The organism is Limnohabitans simekii (SeqCode) (assembly GCF_965234735.1).
GTDB lineage: Bacteria > Pseudomonadota > Gammaproteobacteria > Burkholderiales > Burkholderiaceae_C > Limnohabitans > Limnohabitans simekii.
Map to the genome: position 1 here is coordinate 784,285 of NZ_OZ248540.1, position 20,317 is coordinate 804,601.

The window sequence follows — 20,317 nt, forward strand, 5'->3', positions numbered from 1 at the left end:
TTTTTAGGGTCAAATTGGCTACTCCCTTCAGGCGCTCATCCCAAAGGGCTTCATTTGAATAACAGGGCTCAAACATGTCGAACAAAAAAGTATGCTTGGTCATCGGTGCGGGTGATGCAACTGGAGGCGCTGTTGCCAAGCGATTTGCAAGCGAAGGTTACGTTGCTTGTGTGACCCGCAGAACCCTGGACAAATTACAGCCTTTGCTAGACGACATTCACAAAGCAGGCGGTGTAGCACATGGGTTTGGCTCTGATGCACGAAAAGAAGATGAAGTCATCGCACTCATCGATCACATTGAATCAAGCATCGGACCCATTGACGTATTGGTTTTCAACATTGGAGCCAATTCACCCAACAGCATCTTGACGGAGACAGCCAGGCGCTACACAAAAATGTGGGAAATGGCTTGTTTGGCTGGGTTTTTGAATGGACGTGAGGTTGCCAAACGCATGGTGTCCAGAGAGAAAGACACCGACCAGGATACAAGCGGCATCGCTCATCGAGGAACCATCATCTTCACGGGCGCCACTGCTTCTTTGAGAGGCAGTGCCAACTTTGCAGGATTTTCTGGCGGCAAAATGGCACTGCGTGGATTAGCCCAAAGCATGGCCCGTGAGTTGGGGCCCCTGGGCATCCATGTGGCACACACCATCATTGATGGGGCCATTGATACTGAATTCATCCGCACCCTTTTTCCAGACAAATACGCATTGAAAGAACAGGGCGGCATTTTGAATCCTGACCATATTGCAGATGCTTATTGGATGTTGCACCAACAACCCAGAGACGCTTGGACCCACGAACTCGATTTGCGACCCTATATGGAAAAATTTTGACACTGAATGGAGACAGAAATCATGGCAAAAACATTTGACTACTTCTTTGACTTTGGCAGCTTGGCCGCTTATTTGGCACATACACAAATGGACAAGATAAAGGCTGAAACTGGAGCCCAACCCATTTACCTCCCAATGCTGTTGGGCGCTGTGTTCAAGGCCACTGGCAATGTCTCGCCAGTGAGTGTTCCCGCCAAGGGCAAGTACATCTTTGTGGACTTCAAACGGTTTGCCGACAACTATGGCGTCCCTCTGAACAACAACCCCTTCTTTCCCATCATCACCACAACCCTGATGCGCATGCTGACCGGTTTGCAGATGCGTTCTGATGCGCGTATGCATGAATTCATGGATGTGATCTTCAAAGCCATCTGGGTCGATGCGCTCAACCTCAACGACCCAGAAGTTGTAGAGAGGGTGTTGCAAGAGGCGCAATTCGATGCGGCAGCGTTATTGCAATTGGCCAATGAGCAAGAAGCCAAAGACAGGCTCAGGGATGTCACGACCCAGGCGGTTGAGCGGGGTGTGTTTGGCGCCCCCACTTTTTTTGTGGGTGAGCAGATGTTTTGGGGGCAAGATCGCATCGAGCAGTTGAAGGCTGCACTGAAGACTTGATGCACCAAATTCCTCTTTTCCCTCTTTCGCACGGGCTGTTTCCTGATGGCATGCTGTCGCTTCAAATATTCGAGGTCAGGTATTTAAACCTGATCAAACGTTGCCATCAAGAGCAACTGCCATTTGGTGTGGTGTGGCTTCAAAATGGCAGCGAAGTGCAAGTGCCCGGAGAGACGCCGCTGTTACATGGCTTCGGTTGCCATGCGCACATTCGCGATTTTGAACAGGTGCAGCCCAATTTGTTTCGAGTTGTTTGCCAAGGGGGACTTCGTTTTGCATTGAACAACACCATGCCTGGACCGTTGGGTGTGTGGCAGGGCGATATCTCTCTCATGGAGCAAGACCCCGAAGTTGAAATTCCGGCACATCTAGCGCACCACGCAGGCCGTTTGGGCAAACTCATTGCAACTGCTCAAAAGCAGGGACAACTTCAACGACTGCCCATTTTCCAACCCTATTTTTTAGACCAATGCGGCTGGGTGGCCAACCGCTATGCTGAAGCCTTGGATATCAGCTCAGACTTGAAGATGCAACTTTTATGCGAACTTGACCCCTTCAAGCGTTTGGAAAGAATCGACGCACTGATAGGTCAGATCGGAGATGCGACCGAGTCTGAGTAAGCCCTCATGGGCAGGATGTTCACTGGCAATTTGTCTAACCAAGTTGATGCATAAAGTGTGATAAAAACCAACCACTTGATTCAACCTGGGATGTCGTCATTCTTCAAACACATATTGATCACCTCGTGGTTGCAGCCCGCAGCCTTGCAGAGGGAACCGCATGGTGCGAAGCCACTTTGGGGATCACACCAATTGCAGGCGGTGAGCATGAACAATACGGCACGCACAATCGTTTGTTCAACATTGCCACGCCGCGTTATCCCATGGCTTATTTTGAAATCATCGCTATCAATCCCGTTGCCTCGGCGCAAAAACGAACTGCCAACAAGCGGTGGTTCGATCTGGATGACGACGATTTACAAGCATCCATTGCGCAACAACCTGCGTTGATACATTTTGTAGTGAACACGACTGACATTCAAGTCGCAAGCAACATCTGGAAAAAGCAGGGTCTGGATATCGGTCCAATAGTGCATGCCCAACGCCTAACCGATCAAGGAATGCTTGATTGGCAAATCACCGTGCGCAATGACGGCCAAAGACTGCTCGATGGCACACTGCCCACATTGATTCAGTGGGGTCAGCCGGATTCCGCTGAGCCCATGCGTCTGCACCCGAGCAACAGCTTGCCCCGATCGGGCGTCAGTTTGCAAAACCTCACGGTTTCACATCCCGCAGCCCAAAAATTGGAGAACGCCTGCGAAGCGATTCATTTCAAGGACATTGAAATCAGTACCGGCAAAGCGAATATTTCTGCGCATTTACAAACATCCAAAGGCCTGGTTGTTTTACAGAGTCAAGTTCAATGGACGGGCTGAGTTCTAGCCTGCGCCAGACTGTCTTGGCGACTGAAGTCATGCATTTGTAGTTGATTGCTTACACGTCATTCGAATCAAAGGGGGTTGTCTTGACCAAACACCGTATCGCTGTCATTGCCGGGGACGGCATTGGCAAAGAAGTCATGCCTGAGGGTTTGCGGGTGCTGGAAGCTGCTGCCCGGCGTTTTGGCATTGGGCTGCAGTTTGACCACTTTGATTTCTCCAGTTGGGACTACTTTGAGCGCAATGGCCAAATGCTGCCTGATAACTGGAAGGACCTGATTGGCGGCCACGACGCGATTTACTTTGGCGCCGTAGGGTGGCCTGACAAAATTGCCGACCATGTGTCTTTGTGGGGCTCGCTGCTGTTGTTTCGGCGTGAGTTTGACCAATACATCAACTTGCGCCCAGCACGTTTGATGCCTGGAATTATTGCGCCTGTGGTCAGACGCGACGGCAGTGCCCGTGCGCCCGGCGAGATCGACATGTACATCGTGCGCGAAAATACCGAAGGCGAGTACTCCAGTGTGGGCGGGCGCATTTACGCAGGCACCGAGCGCGAAATCGTCATGCAAGAGAGCATCATGTCGCGCATTGGTGTTGACCGGGTCTTGAAATTTGCTTTTGAGCTGGCTCAGTCGCGACCGAAAAAACACCTCACCAGCGCCACCAAGTCCAACGGCATCGCCATCACCATGCCTTATTGGGACGAGCGGGTGGTTGAGATGGCCAAACACTATCCAGATATCCATTGGGACAAGTTCCATATTGATATCTTGACCGCGCATTTTGTACAACGCCCCGAGTTTTTTGATGTGGTGGTGGCCAGCAACCTGTTTGGCGACATCCTCAGTGATTTGGGACCGGCTTGTACTGGCACCATCGGCATCGCTCCCAGTGCCAATTTGGACCCGGAGCGGCGTTTCCCATCATTGTTTGAGCCGGTCCATGGGTCAGCACCCGACATTGCGGGGCGCCAAATCGCCAACCCGATTGGACAAATTTGGTGCGGCGCCATGATGCTGGAATTTTTGGGTCACAAGGATGCCCATGACGCTATCTTGCAAGCCATTGAAGCGGTTTTGGCTGCTGGCAGTCATGCCCCGCTCACACCTGACTTGGGCGGTCATGCCAGTACCAGCGACCTGGGCCGAGCCATCGCTCAAGCATTGGGTGGTGCTTAGGTGCAAACCTCGATGCTAAGAGGTTTGTGTGCACTCATGTGCGGACTGCGCAACCAGCACTCCTATCCACACCTGACTGCCAATTGTGATTCTTTTTTTTGAATATCTCTGGCATGAGGCGCTATGCGAATTTCATGGCGTTCTTCAGTCATCGAGATGAGAGATTCAGTGACTTGATCTAAGTTGATCCAGCGTGAAAAACTCAAGGGCCTTCTGGTGTGTGCTTTCTAAAATCACAGGAGGTGCAACACCTGCCGCCAAGGCCTGTTTCCAGCGCAAGGCGCACAGGCACCACTTGTCACCATCCTTGAGTCCTTTGAATCTGTGTTCAGGTCTGGGTGTGATCAAGTTATTACCCTGCTTGAGGGTGAAATCTAAAAATGCCTGCGTGATGCAAGCGCAAACAACATGACTGCCATGGTCCTGACTGTCAGTCTTGCAGCAGCCATCTCTGAAAAAACCAGTCAGCGGGTCATATGAACAGGGAATTAACTCGCTACCCAGTACGTTGAGGGCTTGTTCATTCATGGTCATGCCACCGCAAATTGTGTTGTGGATTTAGCAATTGGCTCTTCGGTGATCTGCAATATGTCGATCGTTGAACTTCATGGCGGGGTCTCTTAAAGCGCGATGTTTGGTTGCTCTGCCCGCAACCCGCTTTCTCCACATGCTGAAAGATTGGGGCTTTAACTTAGACCGCATGAGGCGGATGACCTCAGCTTCTGTCAGTCCCACGCGTTCTTTGATGGTCTCAAAGGAAGTACGGTCTTCCCATGCCAATTGAATCACCAGGGAAATGTCACCTGCTGTTAATGCCTTCTGATTCATGACCTTGATCTTTGACACGGCGAGTACTTTTTTGAGGTTTGCAACAAAGGATTGAGCAGGTTTCATGATCAGACACATGACAATGGAGGCATCGTTCTCAATCAATAAACAAATGACCCGTCTTAACCAATATGGTGCAACCTTCAACGCTAAAAGGTGTATGTGCGCTCATGTGAGGACTGCGTAACCAACAACCCATGGGGTATCTTCCGTGTTCATCTTCAAAAACGCCATCAACAACAAATATTTCTTCACCCCCAAAATGTCGGTGAGGGTTGAAGTAGGTGCTGGGAGCCCAACGGACCAATGCTGTGTTGGTGGTGCCAAAGGTTGATAAAGGCATCACAGTAAGCCCTGGGACCAATCCTTGATGCCACGCAGCCGATGGGGTGTTGATGACCACACGCTCTTCGTCTGAGGGATCAAGATGTCGAAGTTTGACAAACAATGTGCAACCCGTTTCAGTGAACGGGGTATGGCTAGAGCCGGGAGCATTCTTGACGTAGGTGCCAGCTGGATATTGACCATGTTCATCTTGAAACACACCATCTAGAACCAGAAATTCTTCTCCCAGTTCATGTGGGTGAGAGGTGAAGCTGGAATTGGGCGCATAACGAACCAAACTGGTTGCGCGTGCAATTTCTTCGCCATCTCGCTCCAGCATTTTTCGATCAATGCCGTCGACAGGAGAGGGTGTCCAAGGCATATCCGCAGTGTTAGCAATAACTCTGAGTGTTAAGTCTGTATGAATTTTCATTGGGTCAATTGCGTATTCAATTAACAGAGTTAGGAATTCACGATTGAATCCTCTCAAGTAGTGTCCCATAATTACCGAGGTAGAAAAAATTTCTTCTAGATTGGTATCGATCAGATCTAAATTTCATCCAAGGGATAAACGGGACGCCGAACTCGAGTAAAAGGAAACAGCGAATAGTCTGAACTGGTCGGTCCCGGGCTGTCGCATTCGACTAATGCGTGCGCCAGAGGTTCAAAAACAGGTCTGCAATACATGCGTGACTTCAGCAATAAAAACCGATACGTACTAGGATCCAAGCCGACAATGTGAAACACTCCGATATCAAATGGTTCATGTGGTCGTTCAGTCACCACAATACTTGCCACATCGGTTTCGAGCAGCACTGTGCGCCCCATGCTACAAAGCTGACCGGTATAAATTGGTCCGCTGGCAGTGTAAGTCCCTTCACTCAGGGCGCGCACAGTACCTTTTGTTTGCATCGGTTGCTTCACAAGACCCTGAGGATTCAGAGCAACTTTGTTGCCCAGCGCGATATCAAGCTTGCTTCCAATACCTGCTTTGAACATGATGTTCACTGCTTGTGGATCACACAAAGGACCGACTGCCATGTTCTTTAATCCGTGACTCACAGCTGCCTGCAACACATCCATGGTGTCGCAAGTACCTCCTGACATGCAGTTGTCGCTGTGATCGAGCAGCAAGACAGGCCGGTCTGCGTCTATGGCAAGTACGAGAGCTCGCTCCATCGAATCAGACAGTGGTTCACTGACGTAGACAAACTCAGCCCGCTCAGCCCATATTTGTTTGGCGAGACGGTCACACATTTCCTCGGCCAGAGCCTTTCCATTGAGGCTGTTCAAACAGGTAATGACAACACTGACACAAGGAGCTTCGATATCGGCCAATGAAAAACCGGCAAACACTGATATTGCCGGCAGTTCAGGCCCTTCGCCAGCGCAAGCAGTTTGCACAGCTCTTCGCATGGCACCGTATAAAGTGGTGCTGCGTAGCGTGTGGCTCATCAGCGGTAGCGGGTGCCAGTGAACAGAATATGAGGATTTACCTTGAAGCATCGCCAGCACCAATTGTGCGGTGTGCTCACCAGTTTCATACATGTCCACGTGAGGGTATGTCTTGAAACCCACAATAACACTTGAGTTGTCAACGATTTTTTGTGTGATGTTGCCATGTAGGTCTAAGGCCACGCCAATAGGTACAGTGGGTAGGGCATGGCGCAGACGTTCAAGCAGATCGCCTTCGCCGTCCGGGGTATTTTCAGCAACCATGGCGCCGTGCAAATCAAGTAGCACAGCATCGCAGCCTGGTGCAGCTGCGAGGATGCAGGCGGTAAGTTCATCGTACGCACAAGCGTGAACTGGTCCGCTGGGATTGGCCATTGCTGATAAAGGGGTGATCAGTGTGGCACCTGCTTTTTCTGCCAAATCGATAAAAGCAGCCATGGCAGTTCGCATACCTAGATTTGCTTGGTAGGCATCTTCACCATAGACTAGATCAAAAGCGGCCAAAGGTGTTGGCACTGGAGAAAAAGTATTCGTTTCGTGGTTGAGTCGGGCAATCAGAATTTTCAAAGACATTCTCCAAATAGGATTACCAGTAAAAAGGGAAATTACACGTTCGACGCCATGATTGGACACCATATGTATTGAAGGTCGACATTTTTTACTGTTGTCGACAAGTTTGGCCTGGGTGAGTATGAAGCCCGCTCATTGCTTGGCAATGTTGTGGAATTCAGTGGACCTTCCATTGGCCAAGCACTTCTAAAAAGCCATGAGGTTGGGCTTTGACAACCACAAACTCACCCATGGCCAGGTTCCTATCGGTGAGCGCAGAGATCACGACCTGGTGAGTCACCCAAACCTCAAAACCTGAGGTGATTTTCAAAGCTGTTTCACGTGCTTCTTTCAATTGAGCCGTCCGGTTTCCATGCCCTTGAAAGAACGAATTCAGAGCTGACCAAGATGTAACCTTGATTCGGTTACCAAAAGCAGCATTGGCTGTATCTATGCATCGGCACCATTGGCTAGAACGCACGCGATATGGATGAAAGTTATGCCGTTCAAGCCAGCGACCGAATCTATCCGCTTGCGCAATGCCCTGTTGTGAGAGGTTGCGTTGTGTCCTGCAGTCATCCACTTGAAAGCCCGGCGGATCGCCAACTCCCGGATCCGTCTCGGAATGGCGCATCAAAATAATCACGCCAGGTTGACCTAGAACCTGTATCAAACTTTCATCATCGTGGGCAAAGGCTGGCATTGACCAAATCAATAAAAAAACCTTGAAAAGGAAAATCGAATTATTCATCTTGTTACAGAGCTTACATCCACAGTCCTGAAGCATTTTTTTCCAATATCAACGTACCAAATTGCTGCTGTTAACCAAAGAGGCTGGCACCAAATGTGTGGGACCAATTTTCACTTCGTGAGATGTTGCGAAGCCATGCACCTGAAATTTGTTTAGCAGAGTATTTTTTGATGTAAATCAATGACGGTGTCGAAAGTATTTTGTAGCATACCTTGATGACCTCTTCAAACGAATACAAGTATGGCCGATCTTTGATCGCGCTTCATTGGCTGATGTTTTTTCTGCTTATCTTTGTCTATGCCGTCATCGAGTTTCGGGTGCTCTTTGATAAAGGTATGCCTGAGCGAGAGTTCATGAAATCTCTTCATTTCATGTTCGGGCTCTTGGTGTTGCTATTGGTGTTGTTTCGATTGGTTGCGCGTCGCTTGAACCCCAGACCGCCTCCTCATTCATCAGAAGGCTGGTACAAACTTTTACACATAGCGTCTCAGGTGGGCCACTGGGCGTTGTATGCGCTCATGTTGGGCATGCCACTGATGGGTTGGATGGCGTTGAGCGCAGCAGGCAAGCCGATCCCGTTTTTTGGACTGGTCATGCCCGCTTTGATAGGGCCTGATGAAACATTGTCCAAGCAACTCAAGAGTTTGCATGAAACGGCTGGCAGTTTTGGTTACATCTTGATTGGCGTGCATGTCTTGGCTGCATTTTTCCACCAGTTTGTGCTGAAAGACAGTTTGATGACCCGACTGCGTTGGCGTTGATGGTGCATTGGTATTTTTCGTCTATTGAGTCTTTTCGAAAAATATTCTGTAATCAAATCTGAATTGACATAGATCAACATGATCGGAGTTGCCATCCATAGGATGCACTCACCCCTGATGTTGATTACGAATACTGATCTCTTCGCGACTTGGGGTTCACATTGACCCAAAGGGTTCCCCATGCAAGTCGGCAAAGAAAAACTTCTCTGGATGTACGAGAAGATGGTTCAAATTCGCTATTACGAAGAGACCATGGCAGCGGTGTACATGGAGGGCAAGCTGCCTCCAGCAATTCAAAAAGGTTTGGCTTTTGACATTGGGGCTGGACCCGTGCCGGGTGAGATGCATTTGGCTGCAGGCCAAGAACCTGTGGCGGTGGGCATTTGTGCGCATCTGTCGGATGACGACACAGTGGTGGGTACACACAGGCCGCATCACTTCGCCATCGCCAAAGGCGTGCCGCTCAACCCCATGACGGCTGAAATGTTTGGCAAGGTCACGGGGCTGGGTAAAGGCAAGGGCGGTCATATGCACTTGTTTGACAACGCGCACAAGTTCAGTTGCAGCGGCATCATTGGTGCCAGCATGCCGATTGCCTGTGGTGCGGCGCTGGCCGCCAAAAAGATGGGCAAAACCTGGGTGTCGGTGGCCTTCTTTGGTGAAGGTGCGGCCAACCAAGGTGCCTTCCACGAGTCCTTGAACTTGGCTGCGGTGTGGAAGCTGCCTGTCATCTTCATTTGTGAAGACAACCATTGGGCCATCTCCGTGCCCAAGCCCAAAGCCACTTCGGTGGAGTGGATTGCAGACCGCGCTGCTGGGTACGGCATTCCGGGCATACGCATCCCTGAAAACGATGCGGTGCATATTTTTGAAGCTGTCGCACCTGCCATTGCCCGCGCCAGACGGGGTGAGGGTCCCACGTTGATTGAAATCAAAACCGACAGGTACTTTGGGCATTTCCAAGGCGATCCGGAAACCTATCGGCCCAAAGACGAGGTGAGTAACTTGCGCAAAAGCGATCCGATTCCCAGGCTGGCTGCGATGCTGAAAGAGAAGCAGTTCATGACGCCTGCTGAAGAAACTGCCATCACGACCAACATGCACCAGTTGGTGGACCGTTCATTTGAATTTGCTCGCCACAGTGACTATCCAAGTGCGCATGATGCGCTGCAAGATGTGTTTGTCAACGGTCAAACGACCACGAGGGCTTTAGCATGAAAACAAATCGCATCTTGACCATGGCACAAGCCATCTCGGAGGGCATTGCGCAGGAAATGACGCGCGACGCGAATGTGTTTGTCATGGGTGAAGACATCGGTTCTTATGGCGGCATCTTCGGGGCCACCGGTGGCTTGCTGGAGAAGTTTGGCAAGGACCGCATCATGGATACACCTATTTCCGAAACAGCCTTCATTGGTGCAGCCACAGGTGCTGCTGCAGCCGGTTTGCGGCCTATTGTGGAACTGATGTTCATGGATTTTTTTGGAGTCTGCATGGACCAGATCTACAACCATTTGGCCAAGAACACCTACATGTCGGGTGGGCACGTCAAATTACCAGTGGTGCTCACCACAGCCATTGGCGGTGGCTACAGTGATGCAGCGCAACACTCGCAGTGTTTGTACGGCACCTTCGCTCACATGCCGGGCATCAAAGTGGTGGTGCCCTCGAATGCCTATGACGCCAAGGGCTTGATGATCCAAGCGATTCGCGATGACAACCCGGTCATGTTCATGTACCACAAGGGCATCATGGGCTTGCCTTGGATGGCTTACTTTGAAGGCAGCAGCAATGCGGTGCCTGAAGAAGCGTATGCCATTCCTTTCGGTCAAGCCAAGATCGTCAAAGAGGGTTCAGACCTCACCATCGTCAGCATCAGCCAAATGGTGCAAAAGGCGGTGCTGGCGGCCAATGAACTGGCCGAACAAGGCATCCATGCCGAGGTGATTGACCTTCGAACCTTGGTGCCCTTGGACAAGGAATCGGTGTTGAAGTCGGTGCGCAAAACAGGCCGTTTGCTGATTGCCGATGAAGACTACTTGGGCTTTGGTTTGACCGGTGAAATAGCAGCCTTGATCGCTGAAAACCTCGACACGGTAACCTTGAAAGCACCCATCAAACGCTTGGCTGTGCCCAATGTACCTATTCCCTACAGCCGACCTTTGGAACAGTTTGTGATTCCACAGGTGGCGAACATCGTGTTGGCGGCGCAGCAGCTGCTGCTTCAGAAAATCGCACACGCGGTACCCGCGTGATCGAGATCAAACTGCCCTCAACAGCCTGGGACGGGGCGCAACAAGGCGTGGAGGCTTTGCTGGACAAATGGAAAGTGGCTGAAAAAACCCTGGTCACCAAAGGCCAGGTGTTGGCCACCGTGGTCTTGGTCAAAGCCTCCATCGACATCGAAGCGCCTGACAACGGTTGGCTCGAGAACATCCGCGTGAAAGAGGGCGAGAGTTTTGCGGATGGAACCGTGCTTGCCAATTTCACGGCGTCTTAAGGTGATAGGGTAACCATCAGATATACATATTGATGTCCGGTGCAGTCATTGGCCAAAACCAGTTTCGTTAATCAAGCCTGAATTGAAAAGTAAAGATCTTCTTCGATGCACAAATGAAAATCCACGTAAAAAGCCCATGCAATTGCTGCAAGGGCTTTTTATTTGGCGCCTCGACTTGTGCCCGGATTTCACATTGAAAAAATTAACTTTCGGAACTCCAATCTTTGGTCAAGCAGCTGCAAGTTGCAAGTTGACTTTTTTACCCAGTGCTGCAGCGGCACTGGCGAGAGTGGTGAGGGTTAGGCTTGCATCGTTTTCATCAAGCAATCTATTTAAGGCAGCGCGGCTTGTGTGCATGCGTTTAGCAAGCTCAGTCTTGGTCAATTTTTGAGCTTTCATTGCTTGGTCTATCTGCCAAGCAATAACTCTTTTCAGCGCAACAGCAGTGCTGGACTCAATCAGGGATTCCTCTTGCAAAAAATCATCGAAACTCGACCAATGACTTTCGCAAAGCTAACCCAAAAAGTTCGAGGAATTTTACGCTATCAAATTTGATTGAATTACTTCAAATCACGGTAAAAATTTTCATGCGGTCCAACCGCCTCAAGATACACCAATTTAAGTTCTTCGCCGATTGTGTATCCCAGCAAGTAAAGCTGTCCCTGGCTGCGAAATTTATAAACATACAAGGCTGATAAATCACCTTTTTTCTTGTCCCCAATCTTCGGGGAAGATTCAACTGTGGCAACTGCTACATCTACATCCGAAGCAATGTTGTCATGCAGCTTTTTATATTGACGCGCAAATCTGCGGGTCTGTACTGCTTGATACGTCATGTGCGGCTACGTGGTTGAAATGGAGTTGCATCGCTGCGTGGCTCTTTCATCGAAGCTAATACTTGCACAACAAAATCAACTGGTAATTCAGGATTGTCGATTGCAGCTCGCCCAACACTTGCCCAAAACTCAATCTGACCAGCAATTGTTCGGTGTTCAGCTTTGGCTTCGCTTTTTGCTTGCTCGTATAGCTGGTTGTCAATTCGTACTGGCATACCCATTTCTAAACTCCTTTGCTACAAATGTAGTTTAAGTTTATAGCATGCTTAAAATTTTCTCAACTGCTATGTGGTGACGCAATTAAATTTTTGAAAAATGCCACAAATCCTTTGGCATATGTTTGACTCCACATCCGGGACTCGAACTGAAAAGAGCAAAAGTTCGACTCCATGACGGGACACAGAACTTTGAAATCCCGATTGTTCGACTCCTTCACTGGTGCTAGAACAGAGGAGGGCGTAAGTTCGACTCCTAAATTCAGAGTCAAACATTAATGCTGTTTAGTTTTGCCAAACTGCATAGCCCAACTTCTGCAATCTGATGGCCAGGTCTACTTCCATGTACTGCGCATCGCCATAGGGCATGGGATTCAATTTATCGTAGATCTCAGGCATGAGCCGCAATCCGTATTTCATGGCGTACTTGTTGGCTTTGATGCCAGCCTTGTGTTGATCAAACCTTGTATCTGGATCATGTCCAGTCATGCCCACATACACACAAGGCTTACCTGTTTCATAGTCAGGGTTGGCCTTTTTGAATTTTGATTCACACAGAACATCTTTGTCCAGTTCGATGACGTAGACGAAGTGGCGCTCTTTAGGCATAGATATGAAAGATCAGTCCAGAGATCTAAGTTGATCCAGCGTGACATATTCAAGAGCCTTTTGGTGCGTGCTTTCCAAAATCACAGGAGGTGCTACACCTGCAGCTAAGGCCTCTTTCCAGCGCAACGCACACAGGCACCATTTATCGCCATGCTTGAGTCCTTTGAATCTGTGTTCGGGTCTTGGTGTCATCAAGTCGTTACCCTGCTTGAAGGTGAAATCTAAAAATGCCTGCGTGATGCGGGCGCATACAACATGACTGCCATGGTCCTGACTGTCCGTTTTGCAGCAACCGTCTCTGAAATATCCCGTAAGCGGGTCATATGAGCAGGGAATTAATTCTGTGCCCAGTACGTTGAGTACTTGCTCAGTCATGGCCATGCACTTTCTTGATCACAAATGCCATCAAACCCTCTGAAGCTTCCTCAACCAAATCTAGAACGTGTTCAAAATTCTTCTCGTCACCGTAGTAGGGGTCAGGAATCACAGTGGCTTCGGATGTTTTTAGAAACTCTGCAAACCCCCGGATTTTGTGCTGTAAGTGAGGAGGGCAGCGTTGCTCAAGTAGGGAACGGTTGTCCCAATCCATGGTGATCAGCAAGTCAAAGTTTTCAAAATCGTCATCACTGACAGCTCGAGCCCTTAAGTTGGAGAGGTCGTATCCGCGTTTCAAGGCATGCATTTGACTGCGCGAATCAGGAGGAGAGTTGGGGTGGTAGTTGTGCGTACCCGCTGAGTCAACATGGATTGAGTCAAGAAGTTTGCTCTTATGCAGTTTCGCCTTGAATACGCCTTCTGCAGTTGGGCTGCGACAGATGTTGCCCATACAAACAAACAAAATTTTTAGTTTGTGAGAATTCATTTTATTGTTGAAAAGTTAAAAATCAAATCCCATTTGTTGCTTGTTTTCACTTTGAAGTGAAGACGGCTTGAAAACGGATTTAGGCTTCTTTCGTGAAGCATGCTTGTCAACCACTTCCTTTTTACCAGCCCTGACTGAAGGCGTTTGCCTCAGCTCGTGGAGCCTTTCTTTGGATGCTCGCGTGGCAGTGGCCAAGTCCACCAAGGGCTCAACGATATCCAAGTCCACTTCACGTCTCATGAGTGTGTCATGGCGAATCAACCAGGGTTGGAACAACCAAGCCTGTGGAATATTGCGCATGCGAGGCAACCAGCGCTTGACGAATTGACCGTGGGGATCATGGTCTTGGGCTTGCTTGATCGGGTTGTAAACCCGTGTGGTGTTTATTCCTGTGGTGCCCGATTGCATTTGCAATTGACTCCAATGTATACCGGGTTCGTAGTCTAAAAATTGAGTTGCAAGCCATTCACCCACCGGACGCCAGTGCAACCACAAGGGGTAGGCTGCAACCGATACCAACATTGCTCGCATGCGAAAGTTCAACCATCCCGTTTCCCTGAGCATCACGACACAAGCATCCACCATGGGCCAGCCGGTTTTTGCATTTTTCAGCGCTTCAAAATAATCCAGGTTGAATTCTTGCTCTCGCAGGCCATCGTAGCCACGGTGCATGTTTCGCCATTCAATGGCTGGCTCACTCTCCAGCTTTTGGATGAAATGGCAATGCCAATACAAGCGACTTAAAAAGCCAGTCAAACCAGCGCGATGGCGAGTAGCTTGTGGCGGCAGCATGTCAAGTTGAGTTCTTGTTTGCTGCACGACTTCGCGCATGCTGATGCACCCGTAGGTCAAGTAAGCCGACAATCGTGAGCAAGCATCTGGGGCACTAAGTGGAGAGGAGATATCACCTCGGTAGCCGATGCTGCGTGCAGTTAGAAAACTGTGAAGTGTATTCAAGGCCAGCTTGCGCCCACCAAGCTGTCGCTGTGGCGGGTTGTGTTGCAAATGGGATGGGACTTGCATCGCCAGACCACAGGTGCCAGCTGGTTGCCAAAAACGCAGCATGTCTAGATTTGACTGAGGTATGCGCATATGCTGTTCCCAAGTGCGTTGCCACATGTCACGATTCTTTAAGCCTCTGACGACACCGAATTGGGGAAATTCATGCCATGGAATGCCATGGTGTTTAAACCAGTCTGCCACTTTCAAGTCGCGTGCAAAAGTCCATCCGTTGCCTGTTTCTTCGTGTGAAAACATGCCTTTGAACGGAGCCTCTCGCCAGATATCAGACAAAACGGTGAGTATGTCGCCATGATGTATTTCTACTCGACCACCCAAAGTACGTAGATGCTCATCTAAATCTTGCAATGATTCACGAATGAATTCAAAGTGCTGAAGCGCAGCATCGGGTTGAAGCCACATTTCTAGCTCAATGACGTAGATACAGCGAACCGGTCCTTGTTTGCTGGCCTGGGCAAGCGCCTCATGGTCATGCCAACGCAAATCGCGCTTAAACCAGACTAAGGCATAACTCATGCTCAATGAATTCGAAAGAAGGGTATCAGAGTACTTTTGAGGCTACTACCGGTAGAGCCAAACAAATGCCAGCTATGACTGTGAGCAGAAGTCTCATGCTCAGCCATTGGCCCACACCAAATTTTGGGTAACGTTTGTAGTCAACCAAAAAACAAATCCAAAGTGTGATGAGTTGAATTGCAAGCCCCCAATGGGTGTCAACAATCAAACTGACCCAGGCTACAAGGCTGGGAATCACACCCCAAATAATGGCATTGCGGTCTGGCTGCTCCTCTCGCATGGCAAGCCCCCAATGGATAGCGCCCAAGAAACTGATGATGGTTGCACCATAAGCCAACAAGCTGAACAACACAGCTGAATGATGGATGTCACGCCATAAAACCGACATGGCAGAAAGGCCAATGAATGGAATAAGTCCTGCATAGCCAATGGCTCGTGCAGTCAATGTCGGTGAGGATAGATTTGTTTGCATGTCGTCGAAGATTTAGTTGAACGATTTCGATTGAGGATCAAAGCAATCAAGCAACTGCGCGGGTATGGCATCAACTTGGTGAGACAAGTAGTCACGATTGAAAGCACTATCAATTGTGTTTTTTGTTTCTTCAGGGGCATCATTTTCTCAAGCATCTTGGGCCTTGACTCATGGATTTAAGGAACTTGATGACTGACACAGTGAGCACTCGTATGAGGTTTGCAGCAAATAATTGAATAGGTTTTGAATAGATAAAACTGTTTAAGATCAATATGGTACAGGTATTTTCTAATTTATGCTAAATTCAAAGTGTATTGTCTATGTTTTGTGTAAACTAACAAGGAGGCAAAATGAAGGTCAGTTACATGTTGCTTAACCGATCAGAGATGGGCAACGGCATCCCGTTTGGCATGGCCTGGCAGTGGATCCACTGTATAGAGGACGAGAAGCAATTGGTCCCGATACTGACGAAAGTGCAGAAAATAATCAAAGAAAACTGGCTTACCTTCGCGAACTTCACTGTGGACAAAAACAATGAAATAGAAAGGTTGATGGGTGTAGCCAGTGACATCATCAGAAACCAGATCTACTACGACGACAATATCAATCCAGAACGAATTTTCTATATCAATGAAGACTTGAAAAGCGAAGACGAAGCTTTTTGAGATTGGTGGTGTTAACTTAACTGAAGGAAAAAAAGATGAAAAAATTTGCAGTCTTATCACTGGCTTTTGTCACATGCATGGCATTTGCTCACAACTGCCCGAATGAAATCAAAGCCATTGATGCAAAGATGACAAGTGCAAAACTGTCTGATGCAGATTTAGCGAAGGTTAAGGCATTGCGTGAAGAAGGCGAAAAATTCCATAAGGCCGGCAAGCACGATGAATCCATGAAAGCGCTTGGTGAAGCTAAAAAGATGCTGGGGATCTGATTGGTGCACCTCCACTTGAAAGCTCTTACCGAGTTTGAGCAATGAGCGCTTTATTGGAGGTGTTTTTTGATGGGTCATGCCCCATGTGCAGGCGAGAAATTGCCTACTATCAAGAGCTTGATACCTATCGCCGTTTGGCATGGGTGGACATATCGGTAAATCATGCCACTTGTCCAGACGGCTACTGCCAGCAAGATTTGCTCAAGCGTTTTCATGTAAGAACAGCTGACGGCCAGATGTTTAGCGGTGCAGCGGGTTTTGCTTTGATGTGGACATTCCTGCCTGGTGCATGGAAATATGCAGGGCGTGTTGCAAGCTTTTGGCCAGTGACTGCTTTGTTAGAGCTTGCTTATCGAGCCTTCTTACCAATACGTCCTTGGCTACAACGAAGGGCTAGGGCAGTGCTTGAAAAATAGAGTCCACTAGCTGTTACCAGTCATTGCTATTGTGTTCACCCTTGAATGGCCCTGCTAAATCAGGCGTGATCCAGCCGCCATAGAAGCCTCCAGCCTGTGGCACAACTTTTTCACCGTCTACTGTGCAATCGAGATGGTGCGCATAAAAAGCAATGCAATTCGCCAGCGCCTCTGCGCCTGCCAGTGGTTGCGGATAGCTCCAAGCAACCCGTGGCAAGCAACGATCACCATCCACCAGATCCCAATGAAGCGCAGGGCCTTTCCACTCGCAAAATGAACCACGGCCTGCAGGTCTCAACAGTGCCTCCTTGACGTCTGACATTGGCAAATAAAAAGTGGGAGGGTGCGATGTCTCTCTCACCGCCCATGCCCCAGAAGTTTGAGCTACCAAGGTCTTGCCCCATCGCACCACGATCTCACGTTTGTCTCGGATGAGTTCTGGTGGACGCGGGAAGTCCCAAACTGACATTTGGCCTTGCTTCGGGACTTCAGCAAATGCAGGGCGGTCTTTGCCACGCCAACGCCATTGGGCTCGGGCAAGTTCCAACGAATCAGAATTCTCCAAAGGCTTTGTCACCTTCATTGCGTACTATTGGCATTCATCGCCATGACGATATCAAACTCGAGAAGTTGAGTCGTTCGACTCCACAACCTAGGCTTAATTCGAAAAGTACAAAAGTGATGCAAAAAGGCATTGCATTTAGTGATGTGACTGCTGCGCTTCTTGTTCACGCATCTTGATCAAATCAGCTGCAGTCAACTCAACATCACGTCCATCAAGCGACACAACAATGCTGGTGTTGGTTTTGATGGCAAGGTCTTGAGCTGAACGAGCTGCGCGTTGGATTGCTGCTAATGAGCCTGCTAAATCTGGATCAGATGAAGTACGGATGTCTTTGGGGTTCATTTGTCACTCCAGTCAATCAGTTTTGGCTCGATGCCGTAGTTGTCGTACAAAACCCATGAATTAACTATCTTGCTGTAACGCTCATGAAAGTTAGCCAAGCCTGCAGAAATCAAATCAGCATTGATAAACCTCAGTGTTTGGGCTTCAGCAGGCAAAAGTCATGGGCAAAAGTGGTTTTGCCAGCGCCGTTGGGTCCTGCAATGATGATGATTTTTTTCAACAAGAGCCCCTAGCAATTTTGCGTTTTGAAAAGCAATTTTATGTCCGGCGCATTCATTTGCTCAAACCTGTATCGACAATTAGACTTGAATTGAAAAATAAAGATTTCTATGGGAGCAAAAGAGTTAGCTCAAGAAAAAAGCCCCTGCAATTGCTTGCAAGGGCTTTTTGTTTGGCTCCTCGACCTGGGCTCGAACCAGGGACCTACGGATTAACAGAAATCCAGGCTTGTGAAAAAATTATATAAATCAATGACTTAATTGTAAAAATAGCCACCGTGTAATATTTCGTGTAATTGGCCAAAAGTTGCATTTCGCAACTGGCGAGGTGAAAACCTGGTTTTTCAGGTTTTGACCCCCGAATTTTGACCCCAAAACTTCGACGACACAACCGGGACTCGAACCGAAAAAGCTCAAAGTTCGACTCCATGACGGGACGCTGAACTTTGAAATCCCGTTTGTTCGACTCCCTCGTCAGGACTCGAACCGAAAAGAGCAAAAGTTCGACTCCCTCGCTGGTGCTCGAACTGAGGAGGTCGGTGAGTCGACGCCGTAAATTGTCTTATAGAAATTTTTTTCGATCAATGATCAGGTTCTTGTCGCCCATTTGCGCGACCATATCAACTTGAATTTATTGCAACAGGGTCATTTGCTGCGAAACTTGCATTCTCATTTGGAACACTTCACTCGCTGGCGTTGAAAAACGCAGCATCCCTAAAAATTGCAAACGTCCTTGGGCTGTGCCGACCACACTGGAGAGCGGATGTTTTTTCACAGCCCATTCTGCTGCCAACGCATGACCGAGCTCTTTGCCATGCTGGGCCGTGGCACTGGCCAAAATATCCGCCTCGTTGATCAACACACAGGCCCAATCCAGATTCATTTCAAATGCCAGACCTTTTACCTTGTCGTGGTTGCCAGTCACCAGCGACGGGTCGGTGCGCAAGATCATTTCAGTGACGCGGTCCAACCACAGCGGATCCAAATTCAAATGTCGAGAAACATGGCACATCTCTAAAGCCGAGCGTTGCTCGAACTCTTGTAAAAAACCATTCGCGCCACCCGGGTGCAGCACATCATGAGACGTCACGGCCAACAAAATGGCGGCTAGCCATTCATCGGAAAGCGCATGGCCTTTGTCTTGCAAGGCTTGCATCAAAAGACAAACTGCGCAGAGTGCGTCTGCCGTGTGCAAACGGTTGTGGTACTGGGGCTCATCGTCTGTTTGCTGCGCCAAGCCTTCCATGTGCCGGGCCATGGCCTGGGCCGCTTGCAACAATGGGCCTGCAGGACTGGCAACTTTTGGCGCATGGCCTGACCACAACCGATGCATGCAAGCTTCCAACACCACCGGCAAGCCCGGCCAACTGTGCGGCCAGGTGCTGCGCAAATTTTGCAAGGTCGCCAAATACAGTTGCGTCCAGTCTTGGGCGGGCCGTTTGGTGTTCATGGGTCGAGCGATCTTGGTGAACTCAGGCCATGGGCGCGCGCAAAGCGTTGTGCATGTTTTGTTGCAGCAACAAGGCTTCAAACACCGGGACCCACAGGGGCGAAGCTTCGGACAACATCTGGTTGGCATCTTCTGAGGCGATTTGGATGCAGCTGACTTCGTTCTTGGCTTGGGCGGTTGCACCGCGAACGCCACCCTTCAAAAAGGCTTGCTCACCGAATGACTCGCCATCGGCAATTTCGACAAAGACCTGGCCTTGGGCGTCCAGCAATTGCACGGTGCCTGCTTGAATGAAATACATATGGTCTGCCAAATCACCGGCGTTGAAAATACGCTGTCCTGGTTTAAAAATAACCGTTGGAAAGTCGATCACAGCACCCCCTTGGGCAAGGCTTTCAAAGCCAGTGTTCGTTTGACCGTGGTGCGGATGATTTGTCGAATCGCATGGGGCAGATTGGGCACCATGTGATCCACTTTGTGCAACGGGATGATGCGGGCTTGAACGGGCGTGACGGTCACGACGGTTTTCGGTGCAGGCAGGCCCGCCAAACCTTCGGCCAGACACAGCACGCTGCCGGGCCCCAATCGTTCGATGTGTTCACCATCAATCGCCAACAA

31 protein-coding genes and 1 pseudogene are annotated in these 20,317 nt (G+C 49.3%); 13 read left to right on the forward strand and 19 right to left on the reverse strand.

Annotated elements, in window-relative coordinates; translation table 11 throughout:
- Window positions 1–74 precede the first annotated feature (74 nt).
- From AC8GFP_RS03995 to AC8GFP_RS04015, 5 genes are all read left to right on the forward strand, one after another.
- Window positions 75–839 (forward strand): SDR family oxidoreductase, encoded by a 765-nt coding sequence (locus AC8GFP_RS03995; protein WP_506610449.1) that lies wholly within the window; start codon window positions 75–77, stop codon window positions 837–839.
- A 21-nt stretch (window positions 840–860) separates the two neighbouring features.
- Window positions 861–1,454 carry a 2-hydroxychromene-2-carboxylate isomerase gene (locus tag AC8GFP_RS04000; protein WP_506610451.1) on the forward strand — a complete coding sequence of 198 codons (594 nt, stop codon included), beginning with the start codon at window positions 861–863 and terminating at the stop codon, window positions 1,452–1,454.
- Window positions 1,454–2,074 carry an LON peptidase substrate-binding domain-containing protein gene (locus tag AC8GFP_RS04005; protein WP_506610453.1) on the forward strand — a complete coding sequence of 207 codons (621 nt, stop codon included), beginning with the start codon at window positions 1,454–1,456 and terminating at the stop codon, window positions 2,072–2,074. The genes AC8GFP_RS04000 and AC8GFP_RS04005 overlap by 1 nt, the downstream gene beginning before the upstream one ends.
- A 125-nt stretch (window positions 2,075–2,199) precedes the next feature.
- A complete protein-coding gene (locus AC8GFP_RS04010; RefSeq protein WP_506610455.1) occupies window positions 2,200–2,892 on the forward strand; it encodes a VOC family protein in 693 nt (230 codons plus the stop codon).
- Window positions 2,893–2,981: 89 nt separating this feature from the next.
- Entirely contained in the window at window positions 2,982–4,076 is a 1,095-nt protein-coding gene (locus AC8GFP_RS04015) for a tartrate dehydrogenase (RefSeq protein ID WP_506610457.1), read from the forward strand.
- Window positions 4,077–4,241: 165 nt separating this feature from the next.
- Here the strand turns inward: AC8GFP_RS04015 and AC8GFP_RS04020 are convergent, their stop codons facing one another.
- From AC8GFP_RS04020 to AC8GFP_RS04040, 5 genes are all read right to left on the reverse strand, one after another.
- Window positions 4,242–4,604, reverse strand: a complete 363-nt coding sequence (locus tag AC8GFP_RS04020; RefSeq protein ID WP_506610459.1) for a DUF2237 family protein — start codon at window positions 4,602–4,604, stop codon at window positions 4,242–4,244.
- A 30-nt stretch (window positions 4,605–4,634) separates the two neighbouring features.
- On the reverse strand, window positions 4,635–4,970 hold the full coding sequence (locus AC8GFP_RS04025; RefSeq protein ID WP_506610461.1) for a TIGR03643 family protein: 336 nt from the start codon (window positions 4,968–4,970) through the stop codon (window positions 4,635–4,637).
- A gap of 31 nt (window positions 4,971–5,001) precedes the next feature.
- Window positions 5,002–5,661, reverse strand: coding sequence for a cupin domain-containing protein (locus AC8GFP_RS04030; RefSeq protein WP_506610550.1), 660 nt, complete (start codon window positions 5,659–5,661; stop codon window positions 5,002–5,004).
- A gap of 116 nt (window positions 5,662–5,777) precedes the next feature.
- Complete coding sequence (locus AC8GFP_RS04035; protein ID WP_506610552.1) at window positions 5,778–7,250, reverse strand: M81 family metallopeptidase; 1,473 nt, start codon at window positions 7,248–7,250, stop codon at window positions 5,778–5,780.
- Window positions 7,251–7,410: 160 nt separating this feature from the next.
- Window positions 7,411–7,983 carry a histidine phosphatase family protein gene (locus tag AC8GFP_RS04040; protein ID WP_506610463.1) on the reverse strand — a complete coding sequence of 191 codons (573 nt, stop codon included), beginning with the start codon at window positions 7,981–7,983 and terminating at the stop codon, window positions 7,411–7,413.
- 272 nt (window positions 7,984–8,255) lie between these two features.
- Here AC8GFP_RS04040 and AC8GFP_RS04045 point away from each other — a divergent pair, with 272 nt between their 5' ends.
- From AC8GFP_RS04045 to AC8GFP_RS04060, 4 genes are all read left to right on the forward strand, one after another.
- The gene (locus tag AC8GFP_RS04045) at window positions 8,256–8,744 is read left to right on the forward strand and encodes a cytochrome b (protein WP_506610465.1); all 489 of its coding nucleotides are present in this window, start codon (window positions 8,256–8,258) and stop codon (window positions 8,742–8,744) included.
- 180 nt (window positions 8,745–8,924) lie between these two features.
- Complete coding sequence (locus tag AC8GFP_RS04050; protein ID WP_506610466.1) at window positions 8,925–9,962, forward strand: thiamine pyrophosphate-dependent dehydrogenase E1 component subunit alpha; 1,038 nt, start codon at window positions 8,925–8,927, stop codon at window positions 9,960–9,962.
- Window positions 9,959–10,999 (forward strand): alpha-ketoacid dehydrogenase subunit beta, encoded by a 1,041-nt coding sequence (locus AC8GFP_RS04055; protein ID WP_506610468.1) that lies wholly within the window; start codon window positions 9,959–9,961, stop codon window positions 10,997–10,999. Before AC8GFP_RS04050 ends, AC8GFP_RS04055 begins: the two co-directional genes overlap by 4 nt.
- A complete protein-coding gene (locus AC8GFP_RS04060; RefSeq protein WP_506610470.1) occupies window positions 10,996–11,244 on the forward strand; it encodes a lipoyl domain-containing protein in 249 nt (82 codons plus the stop codon). Before AC8GFP_RS04055 ends, AC8GFP_RS04060 begins: the two co-directional genes overlap by 4 nt.
- Before the next feature lie 228 nt (window positions 11,245–11,472).
- On the opposite strand, the gene AC8GFP_RS04065 is transcribed toward AC8GFP_RS04060, so the two are convergent.
- From AC8GFP_RS04065 to AC8GFP_RS04100, 8 genes are all read right to left on the reverse strand, one after another.
- Complete coding sequence (locus AC8GFP_RS04065; RefSeq protein ID WP_506610472.1) at window positions 11,473–11,721, reverse strand: XRE family transcriptional regulator; 249 nt, start codon at window positions 11,719–11,721, stop codon at window positions 11,473–11,475.
- A gap of 83 nt (window positions 11,722–11,804) precedes the next feature.
- A complete protein-coding gene (locus tag AC8GFP_RS04070; RefSeq protein ID WP_506610473.1) occupies window positions 11,805–12,080 on the reverse strand; it encodes a type II toxin-antitoxin system RelE/ParE family toxin in 276 nt (91 codons plus the stop codon).
- Window positions 12,077–12,301 (reverse strand): ParD-like family protein, encoded by a 225-nt coding sequence (locus AC8GFP_RS04075; protein WP_506610475.1) that lies wholly within the window; start codon window positions 12,299–12,301, stop codon window positions 12,077–12,079. Before AC8GFP_RS04075 ends, AC8GFP_RS04070 begins: the two co-directional genes overlap by 4 nt.
- A 279-nt stretch (window positions 12,302–12,580) precedes the next feature.
- On the reverse strand, window positions 12,581–12,904 hold the full coding sequence (locus AC8GFP_RS04080; RefSeq protein ID WP_506610477.1) for a hypothetical protein: 324 nt from the start codon (window positions 12,902–12,904) through the stop codon (window positions 12,581–12,583).
- 12 nt (window positions 12,905–12,916) lie between these two features.
- Entirely contained in the window at window positions 12,917–13,279 is a 363-nt protein-coding gene (locus AC8GFP_RS04085; RefSeq protein ID WP_506610554.1) for a DUF2237 family protein, read from the reverse strand.
- Entirely contained in the window at window positions 13,272–13,766 is a 495-nt protein-coding gene (locus AC8GFP_RS04090; RefSeq protein WP_506610479.1) for a low molecular weight protein-tyrosine-phosphatase, read from the reverse strand. Before AC8GFP_RS04090 ends, AC8GFP_RS04085 begins: the two co-directional genes overlap by 8 nt.
- A gap of 15 nt (window positions 13,767–13,781) precedes the next feature.
- The gene (locus AC8GFP_RS04095; protein ID WP_506610481.1) at window positions 13,782–15,302 is read right to left on the reverse strand and encodes a cryptochrome/deoxyribodipyrimidine photo-lyase family protein; all 1,521 of its coding nucleotides are present in this window, start codon (window positions 15,300–15,302) and stop codon (window positions 13,782–13,784) included.
- A gap of 25 nt (window positions 15,303–15,327) precedes the next feature.
- Window positions 15,328–15,774 (reverse strand): DUF3429 domain-containing protein, encoded by a 447-nt coding sequence (locus tag AC8GFP_RS04100; RefSeq protein WP_506610482.1) that lies wholly within the window; start codon window positions 15,772–15,774, stop codon window positions 15,328–15,330.
- A gap of 350 nt (window positions 15,775–16,124) precedes the next feature.
- Between AC8GFP_RS04100 and AC8GFP_RS04105 the strand changes: the two genes are divergently transcribed.
- Genes AC8GFP_RS04105 through AC8GFP_RS04115 form a run of 3 tightly spaced genes read left to right on the forward strand, consistent with a single transcriptional unit; the run spans window position 16,125 to window position 17,124 of the window.
- The gene (locus tag AC8GFP_RS04105; protein WP_506610484.1) at window positions 16,125–16,439 is read left to right on the forward strand and encodes a hypothetical protein; all 315 of its coding nucleotides are present in this window, start codon (window positions 16,125–16,127) and stop codon (window positions 16,437–16,439) included.
- Window positions 16,440–16,474: 35 nt separating this feature from the next.
- Complete coding sequence (locus AC8GFP_RS04110; protein ID WP_506610486.1) at window positions 16,475–16,708, forward strand: PA2433 domain-containing protein; 234 nt, start codon at window positions 16,475–16,477, stop codon at window positions 16,706–16,708.
- A gap of 41 nt (window positions 16,709–16,749) precedes the next feature.
- On the forward strand, window positions 16,750–17,124 hold the full coding sequence (locus AC8GFP_RS04115) for a thiol-disulfide oxidoreductase DCC family protein (protein ID WP_506610488.1): 375 nt from the start codon (window positions 16,750–16,752) through the stop codon (window positions 17,122–17,124).
- A 13-nt stretch (window positions 17,125–17,137) separates the two neighbouring features.
- On the opposite strand, the gene AC8GFP_RS04120 is transcribed toward AC8GFP_RS04115, so the two are convergent.
- The 3 genes and pseudogenes from AC8GFP_RS04120 to AC8GFP_RS04130 form a co-directional block, all read right to left on the reverse strand.
- Window positions 17,138–17,593, reverse strand: a complete 456-nt coding sequence (locus tag AC8GFP_RS04120; RefSeq protein WP_506610490.1) for a DUF427 domain-containing protein — start codon at window positions 17,591–17,593, stop codon at window positions 17,138–17,140.
- Between the two features lie 231 nt (window positions 17,594–17,824).
- The gene (locus AC8GFP_RS04125) at window positions 17,825–18,031 is read right to left on the reverse strand and encodes a hypothetical protein (RefSeq protein ID WP_506610492.1); all 207 of its coding nucleotides are present in this window, start codon (window positions 18,029–18,031) and stop codon (window positions 17,825–17,827) included.
- A gap of 86 nt (window positions 18,032–18,117) precedes the next feature.
- Window positions 18,118–18,254 (reverse strand): annotated as a pseudogene (locus tag AC8GFP_RS04130) (Zeta toxin family protein); the annotation flags it as partial.
- On the opposite strand from AC8GFP_RS04130, the gene AC8GFP_RS04135 reads away from it, so the two are divergent.
- On the forward strand, window positions 18,192–18,497 hold the full coding sequence (locus tag AC8GFP_RS04135; protein ID WP_506610558.1) for a hypothetical protein: 306 nt from the start codon (window positions 18,192–18,194) through the stop codon (window positions 18,495–18,497). The pseudogene AC8GFP_RS04130 and the gene AC8GFP_RS04135 sit on opposite strands and share 63 nt — an antisense overlap.
- 383 nt (window positions 18,498–18,880) lie before the next feature.
- Here the strand turns inward: AC8GFP_RS04135 and AC8GFP_RS04140 are convergent, their stop codons facing one another.
- From AC8GFP_RS04140 to AC8GFP_RS04150, 3 genes are all read right to left on the reverse strand, one after another.
- Window positions 18,881–19,699: a hypothetical protein gene (locus AC8GFP_RS04140; protein WP_506610494.1), complete on the reverse strand. Its 819-nt coding sequence runs from the start codon at window positions 19,697–19,699 to the stop codon at window positions 18,881–18,883.
- A 22-nt stretch (window positions 19,700–19,721) separates the two neighbouring features.
- Window positions 19,722–20,072, reverse strand: a complete 351-nt coding sequence (locus AC8GFP_RS04145; RefSeq protein WP_506609469.1) for a cyclic nucleotide-binding domain-containing protein — start codon at window positions 20,070–20,072, stop codon at window positions 19,722–19,724.
- A partial coding sequence (locus tag AC8GFP_RS04150) for a hypothetical protein (protein WP_506610496.1) occupies window positions 20,069–20,317 on the reverse strand: 249 nt, incomplete at its 5' end. The genes AC8GFP_RS04145 and AC8GFP_RS04150, both read right to left, overlap by 4 nt.